Source organism: Pleomorphomonas sp. JP5, from assembly GCF_023721815.1.
Taxonomy (GTDB): domain Bacteria; phylum Pseudomonadota; class Alphaproteobacteria; order Rhizobiales; family Pleomorphomonadaceae; genus Pleomorphomonas.
Genome location: NZ_JAMDLI010000006.1, coordinates 332,873 through 347,610, shown reverse-complemented (window position 1 = coordinate 347,610; position 14,738 = coordinate 332,873). Strand labels below are relative to the sequence as shown.

16 protein-coding genes and 2 tRNA genes are annotated in these 14,738 nt (G+C 62.9%); 13 read left to right on the top strand and 5 right to left on the bottom strand.

Annotation, left to right across the window (positions count from 1 at the left end; translation table 11 throughout):
• Positions 1-311: 311 nt before the first annotated feature.
• From M4J40_RS06985 to M4J40_RS06975, 3 genes are all read left to right on the top strand, one after another.
• Positions 312-503: a CsbD family protein gene (locus tag M4J40_RS06985; RefSeq protein ID WP_251753170.1), complete on the top strand. Its 192-nt coding sequence runs from the start codon at positions 312-314 to the stop codon at positions 501-503.
• Positions 504-611: 108 nt separating this feature from the next.
• Entirely contained in the window at positions 612-2,099 is a 1,488-nt protein-coding gene (gene amyA / locus M4J40_RS06980) for an alpha-amylase (RefSeq protein ID WP_251753168.1), read from the top strand.
• 47 nt (positions 2,100-2,146) lie between these two features.
• Positions 2,147-2,644: a TspO/MBR family protein gene (locus M4J40_RS06975; RefSeq protein WP_251753166.1), complete on the top strand. Its 498-nt coding sequence runs from the start codon at positions 2,147-2,149 to the stop codon at positions 2,642-2,644.
• 96 nt (positions 2,645-2,740) lie between these two features.
• Here the strand turns inward: M4J40_RS06975 and M4J40_RS06970 are convergent.
• Positions 2,741-2,815: transfer RNA gene (locus M4J40_RS06970), tRNA-Gly, on the bottom strand.
• Between the two features lie 234 nt (positions 2,816-3,049).
• On the opposite strand from M4J40_RS06970, the gene M4J40_RS06965 reads away from it, so the two are divergent.
• The 4 genes from M4J40_RS06965 (at position 3,050) to M4J40_RS06950 (ending at position 5,509) form a co-directional block, all read left to right on the top strand.
• On the top strand, positions 3,050-3,553 hold the full coding sequence (locus tag M4J40_RS06965; RefSeq protein WP_251753164.1) for a prolyl-tRNA synthetase associated domain-containing protein: 504 nt from the start codon (positions 3,050-3,052) through the stop codon (positions 3,551-3,553).
• A 108-nt stretch (positions 3,554-3,661) separates the two neighbouring features.
• The gene (gene trxA / locus M4J40_RS06960) at positions 3,662-4,597 is read left to right on the top strand and encodes a thioredoxin (protein ID WP_251753161.1); all 936 of its coding nucleotides are present in this window, start codon (positions 3,662-3,664) and stop codon (positions 4,595-4,597) included.
• 17 nt (positions 4,598-4,614) lie between these two features.
• Positions 4,615-5,292 (top strand): LON peptidase substrate-binding domain-containing protein, encoded by a 678-nt coding sequence (locus M4J40_RS06955; protein ID WP_251753159.1) that lies wholly within the window; start codon positions 4,615-4,617, stop codon positions 5,290-5,292.
• A 10-nt stretch (positions 5,293-5,302) separates the two neighbouring features.
• The gene (locus tag M4J40_RS06950) at positions 5,303-5,509 is read left to right on the top strand and encodes a Trm112 family protein (protein ID WP_251753157.1); all 207 of its coding nucleotides are present in this window, start codon (positions 5,303-5,305) and stop codon (positions 5,507-5,509) included.
• A gap of 9 nt (positions 5,510-5,518) precedes the next feature.
• On the opposite strand, the gene M4J40_RS06945 is transcribed toward M4J40_RS06950, so the two are convergent.
• The gene (locus M4J40_RS06945; RefSeq protein ID WP_251753155.1) at positions 5,519-5,842 is read right to left on the bottom strand and encodes a DUF167 family protein; all 324 of its coding nucleotides are present in this window, start codon (positions 5,840-5,842) and stop codon (positions 5,519-5,521) included.
• A gap of 4 nt (positions 5,843-5,846) precedes the next feature.
• Entirely contained in the window at positions 5,847-6,137 is a 291-nt protein-coding gene (locus tag M4J40_RS06940; protein WP_101290376.1) for a YggT family protein, read from the bottom strand.
• Positions 6,138-6,437: 300 nt separating this feature from the next.
• Between M4J40_RS06940 and M4J40_RS06935 the strand changes: the two genes are divergently transcribed.
• Positions 6,438-6,513, top strand: a tRNA-Ala gene (locus M4J40_RS06935).
• A gap of 192 nt (positions 6,514-6,705) precedes the next feature.
• On the opposite strand, the gene M4J40_RS06930 is transcribed toward M4J40_RS06935, so the two are convergent.
• A complete protein-coding gene (locus M4J40_RS06930) occupies positions 6,706-7,440 on the bottom strand; it encodes a response regulator transcription factor (RefSeq protein WP_251753154.1) in 735 nt (244 codons plus the stop codon).
• Positions 7,437-8,687: an ATP-binding protein gene (locus M4J40_RS06925; protein WP_251753152.1), complete on the bottom strand. Its 1,251-nt coding sequence runs from the start codon at positions 8,685-8,687 to the stop codon at positions 7,437-7,439. Before M4J40_RS06925 ends, M4J40_RS06930 begins: the two co-directional genes overlap by 4 nt.
• Before the next feature lie 178 nt (positions 8,688-8,865).
• Here M4J40_RS06925 and M4J40_RS06920 point away from each other — a divergent pair, with 178 nt between their 5' ends.
• The 5 genes from M4J40_RS06920 to M4J40_RS06900 all read left to right on the top strand — a co-directional run bounded on the left by M4J40_RS06920 (position 8,866) and on the right by M4J40_RS06900 (position 14,562).
• Positions 8,866-9,783 carry an SMP-30/gluconolactonase/LRE family protein gene (locus tag M4J40_RS06920; protein WP_251753151.1) on the top strand — a complete coding sequence of 306 codons (918 nt, stop codon included), beginning with the start codon at positions 8,866-8,868 and terminating at the stop codon, positions 9,781-9,783.
• Positions 9,784-9,823: 40 nt separating this feature from the next.
• The gene (locus M4J40_RS06915; protein ID WP_251753149.1) at positions 9,824-10,858 is read left to right on the top strand and encodes a sugar ABC transporter substrate-binding protein; all 1,035 of its coding nucleotides are present in this window, start codon (positions 9,824-9,826) and stop codon (positions 10,856-10,858) included.
• Positions 10,859-11,064: 206 nt separating this feature from the next.
• Entirely contained in the window at positions 11,065-12,087 is a 1,023-nt protein-coding gene (locus M4J40_RS06910; protein ID WP_251753147.1) for an ABC transporter permease, read from the top strand.
• Between the two features lies 1 nt (position 12,088).
• Positions 12,089-13,621, top strand: a complete 1,533-nt coding sequence (locus M4J40_RS06905; RefSeq protein WP_251753145.1) for a sugar ABC transporter ATP-binding protein — start codon at positions 12,089-12,091, stop codon at positions 13,619-13,621.
• Positions 13,621-14,562 (top strand): ABC transporter permease, encoded by a 942-nt coding sequence (locus M4J40_RS06900; RefSeq protein ID WP_251753142.1) that lies wholly within the window; start codon positions 13,621-13,623, stop codon positions 14,560-14,562. Before M4J40_RS06905 ends, M4J40_RS06900 begins: the two co-directional genes overlap by 1 nt.
• Positions 14,563-14,738: the final 176 nt, after the last annotated feature.

The following is a 14,738-nucleotide window of genomic DNA, read 5'->3' as shown; positions in this document are numbered from 1 at the left end:
TCTGCTCTTCGCTGAAACGACTGCGCTTCATGTCCTGGTCCTCTCGATGGGCCAGAACGAACTTCAAACCGGATTAGGCTCAAGGGGCAACGTCAAGCCGCAAGCGCTGCAGGAACGCTCGAAAAGCAAGGGCGGACCCGATAAACGTCCGAAAATGCACGGAAATCTGGCAGAGCAACCGCATCGAACCTTGTCATCACCTCAAGATGAAGCAAGGTGCTACGTGTTTTGGCGGAACCGTCCGCCCTGCCCAACGTTTCCTTCACGGTTCCCAAAACCGAAACATCAACGGGACGCGAAGGGAGACTGTCATGAGTTCCACCACCGACAAGATCAAGGGTCATACCAACGAAGTCGTCGGCAAGGCCAAGCGGGCCGCTGGCGAGGCACTTGACGATCCCGAGCTGAAGGTCGAAGGCGACGTCCAGGAGGCCAAGGGTGAAGCCCAGAAGGCCGTAGGCAAGGGCAAGGAGGCCCTTAAGGATCTGATCGACAAGGCCTGACCGGCCTTGTCTCGCGGTTCCAAGACGCTGTCGGTCCCATTGGAGCGGCAGCGTCTTTTTGGGTCAACGTCTGGGCGCAAGGTGACGCTCCTGTCCTCGAGGCTGCAAATGGTCCAGAGAACGCTGTTGCAGGCATTTCATTGGTACTACCCCGGCGGAGGCCATCTCTGGCCTTTTCTCGAAGAGAAGGCGGCGTCCCTCGCCGAAATGGGCATTACCGATGTCTGGCTGCCGCCCGTCTACAAGGGCGCCATGGGCAGTCAGTCCGTCGGTTACGATGTCTACGATCTCTTCGATCTTGGCGAGTTCGACCAGAAGGGTGGCACGGCGACAAAGTATGGCGATCGGGCTTCTCTGGAGCGCGCCGTTCACGCCCTTGAGGCAAAGGGCATCGGCGTCATCTACGACGTGGTGTTCAATCACAAGATGGGCGCCGACGAAGCCGAGAGGGTCCGGGTGCATCGCGTCAATCCTGACGACCGCGAAGAAATCGATCCCGCGACTTTCGAGGCCACCGTTCTTACGCGCTTCACCTTTCCAGGACGGCAGGGACGCTACTCGGAGTTCATTTGGGATGCCAAGTGTTTCAGTGGGGTCGATCGCATCGAGGATCCTGTAGAAGACGGCGTCTTCAAGCTCGTCAATGAACATGGCGACGGCTGGAACGTCGAGGTCGATGAGGAGTTCGGCAATTTCGACTACCTGATGGGGTCGGACGTAGAGTTTCGCAACAAGGCCGTCTACGAGGAGCTGAAGCACTGGGGGCGCTGGCTGATGGGCGAGCTGCCCTGCGCCGGCTTTCGCCTTGATGCCGTCAAGCATATCCCCGCCTGGTTTTTCCGGGACTGGATCGAGTCCATGCGCGAAAGCGCCGGTAAGGATCTGTTCGTTGTTGCCGAGTACTGGCACGCGGATCTGGAGGCGCTTCGTGCCTATCTGGATCTCGTCGATCGCCAGTTGATGCTGTTCGACGTGGCGCTGCACTACAACTTCCACAATGCGTCGAAAGGTGGCTCGGATTACGATCTCCGCACCTTGTTCGACAATACGTTGGTTGGCTCAATGCCTGAGCATGCCGTGACGCTTGTTGACAACCACGACACCCAGCCGTTGCAATCGCTGGAAGCTCCGGTGGAGCCTTGGTTCAAGCCGCTCGCTTACGCCCTTATTCTGCTCCGGGAGCAGGGTGTACCGTGCGTGTTCCACCCGGATCTTTACGGTGCGACCTATACCGACAAAGGCAGTGACGGCGAGGACCACGAGATCGAGATGCCAGCCATCGCCTGCCTCCCGCTCCTGACCAAAGCGCGCCAGCGCTTCGCTCACGGCCCTCAGACCGATATGTTCGACAAGCCGGACTGTGTCGCCTTCGTTCGTCACGGGACAGCGGAGGCTCCTGGCTGCGTCGTCGTGATGACAAACTCCACCGAGACCGCCAAGACCATCGACCTCGGCCAGGAGGCTGGGGGTGTCGCCTTTCGCGATTTCCTGGGACATCGCGACGACGAGGTGACGACCGACGATGCCGGGTGTGCGAGCTTTCCGGTGAATGACCGCAGCGTCAGTGTCTGGGTACGATGCGATGCGCTAGGCTAGCCAACGGCAGTCAGCGTCGGATCCGATCCTCAAGGGAGGACAATCAAATGAGTCTCGAAACGCCAGCGCCGCGGTCGATGGGAAAAGTGTATGCGGCTTTTGCCGCTGTGACGCCGGTCGCCGCAGCTGCCGTCATTGGCAACTTCGCAACCTTGCCCAACATAGCCCCATGGTACGAAGGGCTCGTCAAGCCACCCTTCAATCCGCCCAACGGGGTCTTCGGCCCGGTTTGGACCCTGCTCTATGTCCTCATGGCCTGGGCGTTCTATCGGATCTTGAGAGCCCATCCAGGCGCGCCGCGGCGACGGGGGATCACTCTATTTCTTGTTCAAATCACCCTCAACGCAGCATGGTCCGCCGCCTTCTTCGGCCTCCATTCTCCATCGGCGGGCCTCGTGGTGATTCTTCTGCTGGTCGGGACGATCGTAGCGGCGATTCGCGCCTTTCTGGCCGTCGACCGGATCGCCGGCGGAGCCCTCGTTCCTTATCTCGGATGGGTCTCGTTCGCGACGGTTCTCAACGTGTCGATCTGGTGGCTTAACTGACCGAGAGGATCGGCCTGCAGTTCTCGGAAGCGGACAAAACAAAAAGGCCGCCCAAAAGGCGGCCGCTTTGCAAGTCCATGACTTCTCTTCTGAAAATGGAGCGGGCGATGGGATTCGAACCCACGACCCTAACCTTGGCAAGGTTATGCTCTACCCCTGAGCTACACCCGCGCTCCGCTTTTCAGCTTGCTCCGTCGCCGGAGCGAGGCGGTATATCGCCCAAGTCGGCGGCGAATGCAACAGCCTTTTTCGACTTTTTTCGCCAGGCGCGCTTTTTTGCCGGGAAAAGGAAGCCTGTCGCACGCCAAGGCCCGGATTTTCCAACGATTTTGGCTTGCGCGATCCATGGGTTACCTGAAATATCGAAAGGTCCTGGGGCACTTGCCCGTCCGTAACGAGGTTGCCATGGCTGCGACGCGCGCAGATCTGTTCGCCTTACTCGACCGTCTGGGAATCTCCCATCAGACGATCGAGCACCCACCGCTTCCGACCGTCGAGGCGGCGATGGCCATCTGGGGCGGCATGAGCGGCGGGTTCGCCAAGAACCTGTTCGTCAAGGACAAGAAGAGCCGGCTCTTCCTGATCACGCTCAGGAAGGACGCCTCGCTCGATCTCAAGCATGTCCAGGCCGTGATCGGCGCTTCGGGGCGAGTGTCGTTCTGCTCGGCCGACCAACTGATGGAGCATTTGGGCATTCTGCCCGGTTCGGTCACGCCGCTCGGCGTTCTCAACGACACCGCCGGCGCAGTAACGGTGGTCCTTGAAAGGGCGTTGCTGGAGCTCGATCCAGTCCATGTTCATCCGCTCGAGAATACCGCGACCACGGCGCTGTCGGCCGAAGGGCTGGTCTCCTTTCTTCGTGCGACCGGCCACGAGCCGTTGATTGTCGACCTGCCGCTAGTCGCTTGAAACGGCGGCGACTGTTAAACTTGGTCTTGCCGCCCTATATAGGGCGGACGAATTCCCCTTTGCCGCCTCCTCCTGTGGGGGATCGGCGCCCAGCAGTCGAGTGAGAAGATGAGCAGCCCGACCTTCACCTTTGGCAACGGCTTTGCCCCCTCTGACGCCGCTCCGGCCCCGGCGGCCAACGACGTGATCGAGACGACGACCCGAGATTTCGCTCGCGACGTGCTCGATGCCTCGAAGGACAAGCCGGTGCTGGTGGACTTCTGGGCGGAGTGGTGCGGTCCCTGCAAGCAGCTGACGCCGGTCATCGAGAAAGTGGTGCGCGACGCCAAGGGCAAGGTGCGCCTCGTCAAGATGAACATCGACGACCATCCCGAGGTGGCGGGCCAGCTGGGGATTCAGTCGATTCCGGCTGTCATCGCCTTCGTCAAGGGGCGCGCCGTTGACGGTTTCATGGGCGCCCAGCCGGAGAGTCAGGTTCGGCAGTTCATCGAACGCGTCGCCGGGCCGATGGGGCCGACGGAGCAGGAAAAGCTCATTGCCGCCGGACAGGAGGCTCTGGCTGACGGCAACTCCCAGGCTGCCGCCGATGCCTTCCTCGCCGTGCTCGACATGGATCCCGAGTCGCTTGTCGCCATCGCCGGCCTCGTCCGGGCACTGACGGCGGCAGGGCAGCTCGAGGACGCGCGCACCGTGCTTGCCCGCGTACCCGATCTGAAATCCGGCGATGCGGCCATCGCCGGCGCGCGTGCCGAGCTGGAACTGGCCGAGCGGGCCGCCAGCGTGGGCGATACAGACGCTCTCTCGGCCGCCGTGGCCGCCAACCCCGCCGACCATCAGGCTCGGTTCGAGCTGGCCGAGGCGCTGGCTGCCAAGGGCGACCGGCAGGCGGCAGTCGACCAGTTGATCGAGATCGTCCGGCGAGAGCGCGCCTGGAACGAAGAAGCGGCGCGCAAGCAGCTGGTCAAGTTCTTCGAAGCCTGGGGCATGACCGACCCCATGACGCTCTACGGACGGCGCAAGCTGTCCTCGGTTCTGTTCTCCTGATCAACGAAAGGCATTCGATGCAAGTCGGCAACGCAAGCTATGTCGGTCCCGCCGATCTCCCCGGCGAGCTGCCACTCTTCCCTCTGAAGGGCGTGCTTCTGTTGCCGCGCGGTCTGCTGCCGCTCATCGTGTTCGAACCGCGTTATCTCGCCATGGTCGACGCTGCGCTGGCCGGCGATCGACTGATCGGTATCATCCAGCCGCGCTTCGATGCCGACGAGAGCATCGAGGAAGGCTCGGCGCCGCTCTGCGAGGTCGGGACCGTTGGTCGAATCACGGCGATCGCCGAAACCGGTGACGGCCGCTATCAGGTGACGCTGACCGGCGTCTGTCGGTTTCACCTGATGGGTGAGGTTCCTGCCGATCTACCCTATCGCGTAGGCCAGGTCGCCTGCGATTTCCCCGTCGATTTCGAGCCGCGAACCGGCGAGGATGACGTGAATCGCACAGCCTTCCTTGAGGTCTTCGAGGCCTTTCTCGACGCCAACGAGATGGAGGCGGACTGGGATGCCGTCGAGAAGGCATCGACCGAGGCGTTGATCAACACGCTGTCGATGATGAGTCCTTATGGCCCGGCCGAGAAGCAGGCGCTGCTTGAGGCGCCCGATTTGAAGACGAGAGCTGAGACGTTGATCGCCATAACGGAGATCGCGCTGGCGCGCGCTGCCGATGGCGCCCCGACCACTTTCAACTGAGGACGCCGAAATGCCGGAGAACGACGGCCGACGGACTGGCGAGGTCGATCCCAAGCTCCTCGAGATCCTCGTCTGCCCGCTCACCAAGGCAACGCTGGAGTGGTATCCTGAGCGCCGGGAGCTGGTATCGCGACCCGCCCGGCTTGCCTATCCCGTGCGAGATGGCGTGCCGATCATGCTCCCCGACGAGGCGCGAGCGCTCGACCCCGACGAGTGAAGTTCGTTTTCAGGCAGGCAGGCCGCAGATCGTCCTCAGACGGGACTCCGCTTCAGCATCGGCATTCGACAGACGGATGGTCTTGAGGCGAGCCGTTGAGCCGGACACGACCGCGGCGGCCGATTTGGGTAGGCCGGCGGTCGTGGCCATGAGCGCCGCCAAGGCGGCGTTGGCCTTGCCGTCCTCCGGCACCGCCTTGACTCTTGCCGCCACCACAGTCCGTCCGTCCGACAACGCCTTCACGCCATCGATGCGATCGGCGCCGCCGCGCGGCGTCAGGCGCACCTCGATGAGGAGGTTGGCGCCATCGCGCCGGATCGGGGCGTCGGCCATCGAACTAGAAGACGTAAGGATAGATGTAGCGGATGATGATCTGCTGCAGAAGGATGATACCGAACCAGAGCACGAGGAATGACAGGTCCAGCCCGCCCGTGTTCGGCATGAAGCGCCGGATCGGGCGCAGCAGGGGCTCGGTCATCGTGTAGAGAAAGCCGGCGATCGCGGCCACCACCTGGTTGCGCAGATTGACGACATTGAAGGCGACGAGCCAGGACATGATCGCCGAGGCGATCAGGATGTACATGTATAGGCTGAGTACCTGGAGGAGAACGTAGAGAACGGCCTGCATGAAAGGGTCTTTCGCGTCACGGGTTTTCCGAGATGTAGCCATGACGCGATGGAGCCGCAAGGCCGCTTTACGGCACCAACGTTCGATGATCGTCCGAGTTGGTAAAGGATCGTGGCCGCCCTGGCGCCGAGGGCGACCCATGGGTGGTGGACTGTCGCTTTCCGGGCGAGTCCTGCGGGCCCGAGTTTCTCCCATTGTCTCGACCGGAAAGGGTGTTGGGAAAGGCTTGACAGCCTCGGCCCCTCACCCTAAAAGCGGCTCACCCGACGCCGGGTTCGCGGCCGAAAAGCCGTGCCGGATGGGGCTGTAGCTCAGATGGGAGAGCGCTGCAATCGCACTGCAGAGGTCAGGGGTTCGATTCCCCTCAGCTCCACCAAATCATCCCCCAAGAGGATGATTACTAGGTGAATCAAGAAAATCAGATGCTTACGATCGCCTGCTGGTCGCTAGCTTGGCGTACACAGCGGCACGAAGCAAGTGTCGGACACTCATTTATCCGATGAGGCGCGGCGAAGTTTGGGTCTGCCTTCGCCGGGTACCTGTGCGTCTTGAGATGATCCGCCTTCTTTTATTTGCGAAGGCCACGATCGGGGTCCTGCTGATATTCGGACTCGGCAATCTCGATCGTCTTGGAATTGATGATGCGGCTCGACAAGGCAAGCGCCACGGCGCGCGAGCGGCTGTTGAATACGGCGCGTCCATCGGGCATCAGCGGGAGCGAGGTTAGGCCGAGCTTGGCATAGAGCTGCTGCAGCCGTCCCTGGACGGATCGCATCGACATGTTGCGGCGGGCGGCGATCGCCTGATCGGTCAGGCCGATGGAGATGTCGAGCAGGATCTCGTACTCGACTTCCGTCAGTTCGTCAGAACCTTTCTGCCCGCGCTTCTGAAGGCCGCGCACTTCGCGGTCGATGATGTTCTGTCCCTCGACGAACACGCACTGGATCGCTCGCCGCAACCGATCTTTGGACGCCGTCTTCAGAAGATAGCCATAGGTGGCGCCGGCCGGTACGATGCGAGCGACGCCGCGCACGTAGGCCTCGTCGGCATAGTTGGACCAGAAGATGATTGGCATGGCCGGGTTCTCTGCCCAGATTGCCTTGGCGGCCTGGACGCCGGTCTTCTTGGGCATCTGCAAGTCGAGGATGGCGCCCTTGAGCTCATGCTCATGAGCGAGGCGGATGGCATCCTCGCCGTTCTCTGCCTCGATGACCTGCTCGCAGTCGATTTCGCCGAGCGCGATGACCTCGCGCAGAAAACCGCGATGCAGAACATCGTCCTCGGCGATCAGATAGGTGCTCATTCTGCCTCCCGGGCTCGCGCCGGCTCAGCGGGCCGGGCTAGCGGAATGGTGATGCTCAGTTGGGTGCCGACGCCCTCGGCGCCGGAAGTTACCGTCAGGTCCGCCTCGATCAGCGAGGCGCGGGTGCGCATGTTGGCAAGGCCGCCGGTGCGTTTGCCGGGCGTCTGGGGCAGGCCGCAGCCATCGTCGACGATGGTTATGCGGATGCCCGCCTCATCGGAGAACACCTGAACCTCGATGGTCGAGGCGCCGGAGTGGCGGCCGGCGTTGTTGATGGCCTCCTGAACGATGCGATAGAGCGCCACCTGCGTGTTGGAGGGCAAGGCATCGATGGCCGCGCAGCCCTCGTCCCTCAGCCGGCAGACCAGCGGCTTGGCCGAGGCGCGGGCATAACGGTCGAGCACTGCCTCGATGGCTTCGGAAAAGCCGAAGAACTGCAGCACCGAAGGGCGGGCATTGTCGATGATCACCCGGAGCTCGGTGAGGCAGTGCGAGATGTCGTCCTGGATAGGCTGCAGCTCGCTGCCCCTGAGGTTGGCCTTGCCCTCGAGGCGTTTCAGGTTGCGCGAGATGCGCGAGAGGTCGGCAAGCGTCTGGTCGTGCAGGTCCATGCCGATGGCCTGCCGGGCATTTTCCAGTTCCTCGGTGAGGTGGCGGGCGCCGATGCGGAGGCCCTCGGCGCGCGCTTCGGCCTCCACCCGCTTGATTTCGCGGCGGGCCGCCAGATCGCTCTGCTGAAGGGCGAACATGTAGGCGGCGAGGATGTCGGCGACGATCCGCGCATTGTCCAGGTCGGCTTCGCTATAGGTGTCGGGCACTTGCGTCGAGAAGGACAGCGCGCCGATGATCCTTCCCTCCACCAGCACCGGCACGTGCAGGCGTCCCCTGAGGCCGGCGTCGAAGATCGGCTTTGACCAGGCACCCTCGAAATGGAAGCGGGGGTCGGCCTGGGCGTCTGCGGTGATGATGTGGTCGATCTCGCCCATGAAAAGGGTGCGGATGGGGCTGACGGCGACCGACCGCGTGCCGCGCGACTCGATGTCCCATTCGGTGTGCAGCCCCGCCTCGTAAGTGGAGACGATGGTGCGGTCGGCATTCATCAGGGCGACGTCGATGTGGTCGTGAGGCAGGATGTCGCTCACCGCCGTCGACACCGCCTGGACGACGCACTTGAGGTCGAGCTGACCGGTGATCGACTTGAGGACCGCCATGATGCGTTGCAGATCGAACGGGGCACGACTCAGCATGGAGGCCTCTTGTCAAAACGCGTCGATTGTCGGCGCAGACATGCGGGGGCGCTAGCGCGAAAGCGCGTCAAGTTTTGCGGGTTCCCGCAAAAACGAGGTGGGACCTGCGCTGTCTCCCCCCTCTCGTCTCTGCTTCAATGACACTGAGGAAATCGCAAAGACAAGGGCCTACGTGCCAATGAGCCAGCAACGCATAACCGCGCTCGATGAGCGTCTTTGGCAGCTCGTGCTGCCAAGCAGCCCACTCGAGACACTGAGTACGGGACACCTCTGGACCGAGGGTCCGGCCTATTTCCCAACGGGCGATTTCCTCATCTGGTCGGATATTCCACGGGGCAGGATGTATCAGTGGGTTGCCGACCTGGGCGTCCGCGTCCTCGATCATGCGGCCAACAACTGCAATGGCCACACGATCGATCCCGCTGGCCGCCTTCTGGCCTGTGAACACCTGACGCGCTCGGTCGTCCGCTTCGAGCTGGACGGCCGGCGCACCGTGGTGGCCGACGCCTTCGAGGGGCGAAGGCTCAACTCGCCGAACGACGTGATCGTGGCGTCCGATGGCGGCGTCTGGTTCACCGACCCGACCTACGGCATCATGACCGACTACGAGGGCAAGCGTTCGCCTTCCGAACAGGATGGCTGCTTCGTCTATCGCGTTGATCCGGTGACCCAAAAGGTTGAGGCGAAGATCCGTTCGATGTTGAAGCCGAACGGCCTCGCCCTGTCGCTCGACGAGCGGACGCTCTATGTCGCCGACAGTTCCGCCTCCCATGACGCGGCTGGCTTCCACCACGTTATGGCGTTCCCGCTCGGAGATGGCTGGACTGTCGGAGAGGGCAAGGTGCTGATCACCGTGGAGGAAGGGGTTCCAGACGGCTTCCGCCTCGACGAATACGGCAATCTCTGGGTTTCCACGGCACGCGGCGTCGAGATCTTCGCTCCGGACGGGTGCCCGCTTGGCATCATCCATGTGCCGGAGACCGTGGCCAACGTCTGCTTCGGTGGCCCCAAGAACAACCGACTGTTCATCACGGCGTCGACATCCGTCTACGCCGTCTATACGGCGGTGCGCGGCGCCGTGCGACCCGTGCGTTGAGGAGCCTCAAGGCGAAAACGAAAGATCTAGGGAGAGAGACATGACCCAGAAAGACGATAGCGGAATGCTGGCGGATCGCCGGTCCATCCTCAAGTCCATGGCCCTCGGCTCGGCCGCCTTGACGGGCGCCGCGACCGGCCTGATGGCTGGCATCGATCCGATCACCGGCGCCATCGGCGTTTCCGCCGCGCGCGCCGACGAGCGCGTGAAGATGGCCTTCCTGCAGATCCAGCCGCACACCGTTTCGGCCGGTTGGTCCAAGGGCATCGAGGAGGTGCTGAGCACCCAGCAAACGGTCGACTACACCCAGCTCGACGGTCAGAACAAGGTCGAGGTGCAGGTCAGCCTGATGGACACGCTGATCAACAACGGCACCAAGGTGATCTTCCTGCAGCCGAGCGACAGCGTGGCGCTCGCCCCGTCGATCAAGAAGGCCAAGCGCAAGGGCATCATCGTCATCACGCTGAACATCGACGCCACCGAGGCCCATGCCGCCCACGTGGAGATGAACCACTATTATGGCGCCATGGAAATCGCCAAGACGATGGGCGACAAGATGGGCGGCAAGGGCGATGTCGCCATTCTCAATGCGCCTCCGGGAATCGTCATCCGCGATCAGCGGACCAATGGTTTCGTCGATGGTCTCAAGAAGTATCATCCTGAGATCCGCGTCGTCGCCGATCAGGTCGCCGACTGGTCGCGCAAGAAGGCGCAGGACGTGCTGTCGACCATCATCGCCGCCAATCCCAACCTGGCCGGCGTCTACGGCGTCAACGACTCGATGGCGCTCGGCGCGGTCGACGTCGCCAAGGAGAAGGGCATTCTCGACAAGATGGTCATCTTCGGCAACGACGGCGAGAAGGATGCGCTGGCCTCGATCGAGGCAGGCGAGCTGAGCGGCACGCAGTACACCGACGTGTTCCAGCAGGGGCGCTTCGCCGCCGCCGCCGCCACGGTGCTGACCTCCGGTCTCGTCAATGCCTCCGCCTTCGGCCAGCAGGGCAAGCTCCTTATGCCCTTCGTGATCGCCACCAAGGAGACGGTGGGCCAGATCCAGCCGTCTCAGCGCTGGTAAGCGGCGAGCCGCACTTTCAAGCCAGATCCGGGTGGCCTAGGCTGCCCGGGTCCGACCAGACTGAGTGCAATGCGATCGGCCGCCCGTCGGCTTCGATCACGAGCCCCGCAGCGGCCGAGAGCCTCCGCCGGGCGGCCGGCCGAGTCAAAAGCCGAACGCACCATCCGTCAGCCAAGCTGAAGCTACAACCCGATCATAGGTAAGCAATGCGTGTCCAGTCCGCATTCATCGCCGTAGTCCTGTTCTTCCTGGCAGTGCTGGCGTTCTTTTGCGCATTCGCGCCCAACTTCGCGACGGCGAGCAACTTCGAGGATCTCATGGCGGGATTCTCGTTCATTGCCATCCTCGCCATCGGTGAATCCTTCCCCATTCTTCTGCGCGGCATCGACCTGTCCGTCGGCGCCGTGCTGGCGCTCGCCGGCATGGTCGCCTTCGACATGACGCTGATGTTCGATCTGCCGGGCTATATTGCCATTCCGGCGGCGCTGATCGTGGCGACGTTGTGTGGCGCGCTCAATGGCGTGTTGATCGTCAAGTTGCGCTTGCAGCCGTTCATTGCAACGCTGTCGACGCTCGCCGCCTATCGAGGCCTCGTCTACGCCATTTCCGGGCGCCAACTGGTGCCAGGGCTGGCGACGACACCGCTCAGCGATCCCTGGATCATGGGGCTCGACACCTATTTCGACATCGGCTCGGCCACCGGCCTGTCCTCGTTCATCGAACTGCCCTGGTTCCCGCTGTCCTTCTTCATCATGATTGCGACACTGGTGGTGTTCGGCGTCCTATTGGGCCGTACCCGTTTCGGTCGCAACATCTTCACGGTCGGGGGCAATGCCGAGGCGGCCCGCCTCGCCGGGATCAACGTCGGGCGCACGATCATCATTGCCTATGCGATCTGCGGCTTCTGCGCCGGTCTCGCCGCGCTACTGATGATCGCGCGCTTGTCGACGACGACGGAATCGCTGGGGCTGGGCATGGAGATGAGCGCGATCGCCGCAGCGGTGATCGGCGGCGTCAGCCTGTCGGGCGGTATCGGCGGCCTCGCCGGTCCGGTGATCGGAACCTTCCTGCTTGGCATGGTGTTGGTCGGCCTGACGCTGCTCGGCATCTCCCAGTTCGTCCAGCAGATCCTCACCGGCGTCATTCTGCTGATCGCCGTCGGCCACGATCGCTTCCTTGCCGTTCGCCGGCAGAAGCGTCTTGCCGCCAACCTCGCCGAGGAGGCCTGAGATGTCCGCAGCAGCCAACCCGAATGCCGGCTCCGCTTCACTCGTTGAGGCGCGCGGCCTCACCAAGGTCTACGGCAACCTCACCGCCCTCAATAAAGCCGACTTTCGCGTGATGCGCGGCGAAGTGCGCGCGCTCATAGGCTCGAACGGTGCCGGCAAGTCGACGCTGATCAAGATCCTCACCGGTGCGGTGATGCCCACATCCGGCAGCGTGACGCTGGACGGCGTCGAGCTACCGCTCGGCCGCCCGGAGGAGATGATCCGCAACGGCATCGGGTGCATCTACCAGCACTCGAACATGGCGCCGGCGATGAGCGTACTCGACAACATCTTCCTTGGCCGTCAGCCGACCCGCCGCCTGGGTCTCGTCGACGTCAAGGCGCAGCGGCGCGAGGCGGAAGAACTTCTGGAGCGCTATGGCATCGATCTCGATCTCGACGCCGTGGTCGGCGAGCTGCCGACTGTGAAGCAGAAGGAAGTCGAGATCGTCAAGGCACTGGCGCTCGACGCCAAGGTGCTGTTGATGGACGAGCCCACCGGCTGGCTGGCGGCGTCCGACGTCCGACGCCTGCATGACACCATCCGTCTTCTGAAGAGCCGTGGCGTCGGCATCGTCTACATCAGCCACATGCTCGACGAGATCTTCACGGTGTGTGACACCATGACCATCATGCGCGATGGCTGTGTGATCGCCGAGGCCGACGTCGCCAACATGACGCGCGCCAAGGTGATCGAGCTGATGGTCGGGGACCGCCTTGCCCGCGAGAGCTCGGCAGCCGCCCACGAGGCTCGCCACCCATGTGGCAATGGAGAGGTTCGGCTGTCGGTCAAGGGACTGACCCGTCGCGGCATGTTCCGTGACGTCAGCTTCGATCTCTACGGCGGCGAAATCCTTTGCATTACCGGCCTCATCGGGTCCAAGCGCACCGAGCTCATGCATGCCATCTTCGGCTCGGAGCCATGCGATGCCGGCACGGTGGAGATCGACGGAAAGTCGGTCAACTTCCATTCGCCGGGTGATGCCATGGCGGGCGGCGTCGGCTTTGTGCCCGAGGACCGTCATCGCGACGGTCTGATGCTCGGCATGACGGTGACCGAAAATCTGGTCATGACCACGCTCAGGCGGTTCCGACGGCTATTTCTGCTCGACCGAAAGGGCATCGAGGCGGCTTCAAACAGATCGATCGACGACCTCAGCATCAAGCCGGCCGACGGTCGCAAGCTGGTCCGTCACCTGTCGGGCGGCAATCAGCAGAAGGTGCTCGTCGGCAAATGGCTGCGTCTTGGCCCGAAGGTGATCATCCTCGACGAGCCGACCGTTGGTGTCGACGTCGGCGCCAAGGCGGAAATCTACGCCATCCTGCGTGCCGAGCGCGATCGGGGCGCCGCCGTTCTGGTGGTCTCGTCAGACCTCGAGGAGGTGATGACCGTCGCCGACCGTATCGGCATCATGGTGTCCGGGCGACTGAGGTCGATCCATGATGCCGCCGACATGAGCATGGCCCAGGTGGTGGCCGAAATCGGAGCCGAATGATGAGCGCCCTTTCTCCCAATATTGCCACTCGTCTGGCTCCGCATGCGCTTACCCTCGCCATCGCGGCCTTCGTCGTGGTTTTCTCGATCATCGAGCCGGCTTTCCTCAAGCCGGACAATCTCGTCGGCATCGTGCGACAGGTCGCCATGGTCGGCATCATGGCGACCTGCATGACCTTCGTGATCATGACCGGCGGCATCGACCTGTCGGTCGGTCCGGTGCTGGCCCTCTCGGGCGTGGTCGCCTTTTTCGCCATGGAAGCCGGCTATCCGTTGCCGCTCGTGCTGGCTGCCGGGCTGGCGGCAGGTGTCGCGGTCGGCTTGGTCAGCGGCGCGTTGATTGCCTTCTTCGGTCTGCCGCCGATCATCGTCACGCTCGCCATGTTGTCGATCGTACGCGGTTCGGCGCTGCTGCTCGGCGGTCCCGACCTGCACAGCATCCGCGACCAGCCTGGCTTTACGTTCATCGGCACGGGCTCCATCGCCGGCATCCCCTTCTCGATCTATCTGTTCATCGCCGTCTCGCTCCTGATGATCTTCCTGCAGAAGATGACGCCGATCGGCATTTGCGTCGCCGCCATCGGCGAGAACGAACGCGCCGCCTTCCTGAGTGGCCATCGCACCCGCACTACCAAGATGTGGCTCTACGCCATCTCCGCCTTCGGAGCGGCGCTGGCCGGCATCATCCAGTCCTCGCAGGTCCATACCGCGTCGGCCACCTATGGCGAATTCGGCACCGAACTCGACGTGATCGCCTCGGTGGTGCTCGGCGGCACCAGTCTGATGGGCGGCAACGGTTCGGTTGCCAGGACGATCATCGGCGTGATGTTCCTCGGCATCATGAACAACGGGATGAACATCCTCAACGTGTCGATCGACATTCAGCTCATCGCCAAGGGAGCCATCATCGCGCTGGCCCTGGCGCTCGCCGAGCGAGGCTGACAACCGGCGAACCACCCGCGTTATGGACCGGACCGGGCAGCTCCGCCCGGTCGGCCGAATTTTGGACAAGAGGACAGCTTCCATGCGTGCTTTGAAGATCGACGGTTCTGGTCGGAGTTCGTTTCACGAGGTGGCAGAGCCTGTTGCGGGTTCGGGCGAGGTTTTGGTGGCGGTAA

Bases quoted from the DNA above. Each gene is read 5' to 3' on its own strand.
- M4J40_RS06930 (WP_251753154.1), bottom strand. From the start codon at position 7,440: ATGAGCACCTATCTGATCGCCGAGGACGATGTTCTGCATCGCGGTTTT.
- M4J40_RS06900 (WP_251753142.1), top strand. From the start codon at position 13,621: ATGAGCGCCCTTTCTCCCAATATTGCCACTCGTCTGGCTCCGCATGCG.
- M4J40_RS06920 (WP_251753151.1), top strand. From the start codon at position 8,866: ATGAGCCAGCAACGCATAACCGCGCTCGATGAGCGTCTTTGGCAGCTC.
- trxA (WP_251753161.1), top strand. From the start codon at position 3,662: ATGAGCAGCCCGACCTTCACCTTTGGCAACGGCTTTGCCCCCTCTGAC.
- M4J40_RS06915 (WP_251753149.1), top strand. From the start codon at position 9,824: ATGACCCAGAAAGACGATAGCGGAATGCTGGCGGATCGCCGGTCCATC.
- M4J40_RS06950 (WP_251753157.1), top strand. From the start codon at position 5,303: ATGCCGGAGAACGACGGCCGACGGACTGGCGAGGTCGATCCCAAGCTC.
- M4J40_RS06905 (WP_251753145.1), top strand. From the start codon at position 12,089: ATGTCCGCAGCAGCCAACCCGAATGCCGGCTCCGCTTCACTCGTTGAG.
- M4J40_RS06910 (WP_251753147.1), top strand. From the start codon at position 11,065: ATGCGTGTCCAGTCCGCATTCATCGCCGTAGTCCTGTTCTTCCTGGCA.
- M4J40_RS06975 (WP_251753166.1), top strand. From the start codon at position 2,147: ATGAGTCTCGAAACGCCAGCGCCGCGGTCGATGGGAAAAGTGTATGCG.
- M4J40_RS06940 (WP_101290376.1), bottom strand. From the start codon at position 6,137: ATGCAGGCCGTTCTCTACGTTCTCCTCCAGGTACTCAGCCTATACATG.
- M4J40_RS06985 (WP_251753170.1), top strand. From the start codon at position 312: ATGAGTTCCACCACCGACAAGATCAAGGGTCATACCAACGAAGTCGTC.
- M4J40_RS06965 (WP_251753164.1), top strand. From the start codon at position 3,050: ATGGCTGCGACGCGCGCAGATCTGTTCGCCTTACTCGACCGTCTGGGA.
- M4J40_RS06925 (WP_251753152.1), bottom strand. From the start codon at position 8,687: ATGCTGAGTCGTGCCCCGTTCGATCTGCAACGCATCATGGCGGTCCTC.
- M4J40_RS06945 (WP_251753155.1), bottom strand. From the start codon at position 5,842: ATGGCCGACGCCCCGATCCGGCGCGATGGCGCCAACCTCCTCATCGAG.
- M4J40_RS06955 (WP_251753159.1), top strand. From the start codon at position 4,615: ATGCAAGTCGGCAACGCAAGCTATGTCGGTCCCGCCGATCTCCCCGGC.
- amyA (WP_251753168.1), top strand. From the start codon at position 612: ATGGTCCAGAGAACGCTGTTGCAGGCATTTCATTGGTACTACCCCGGC.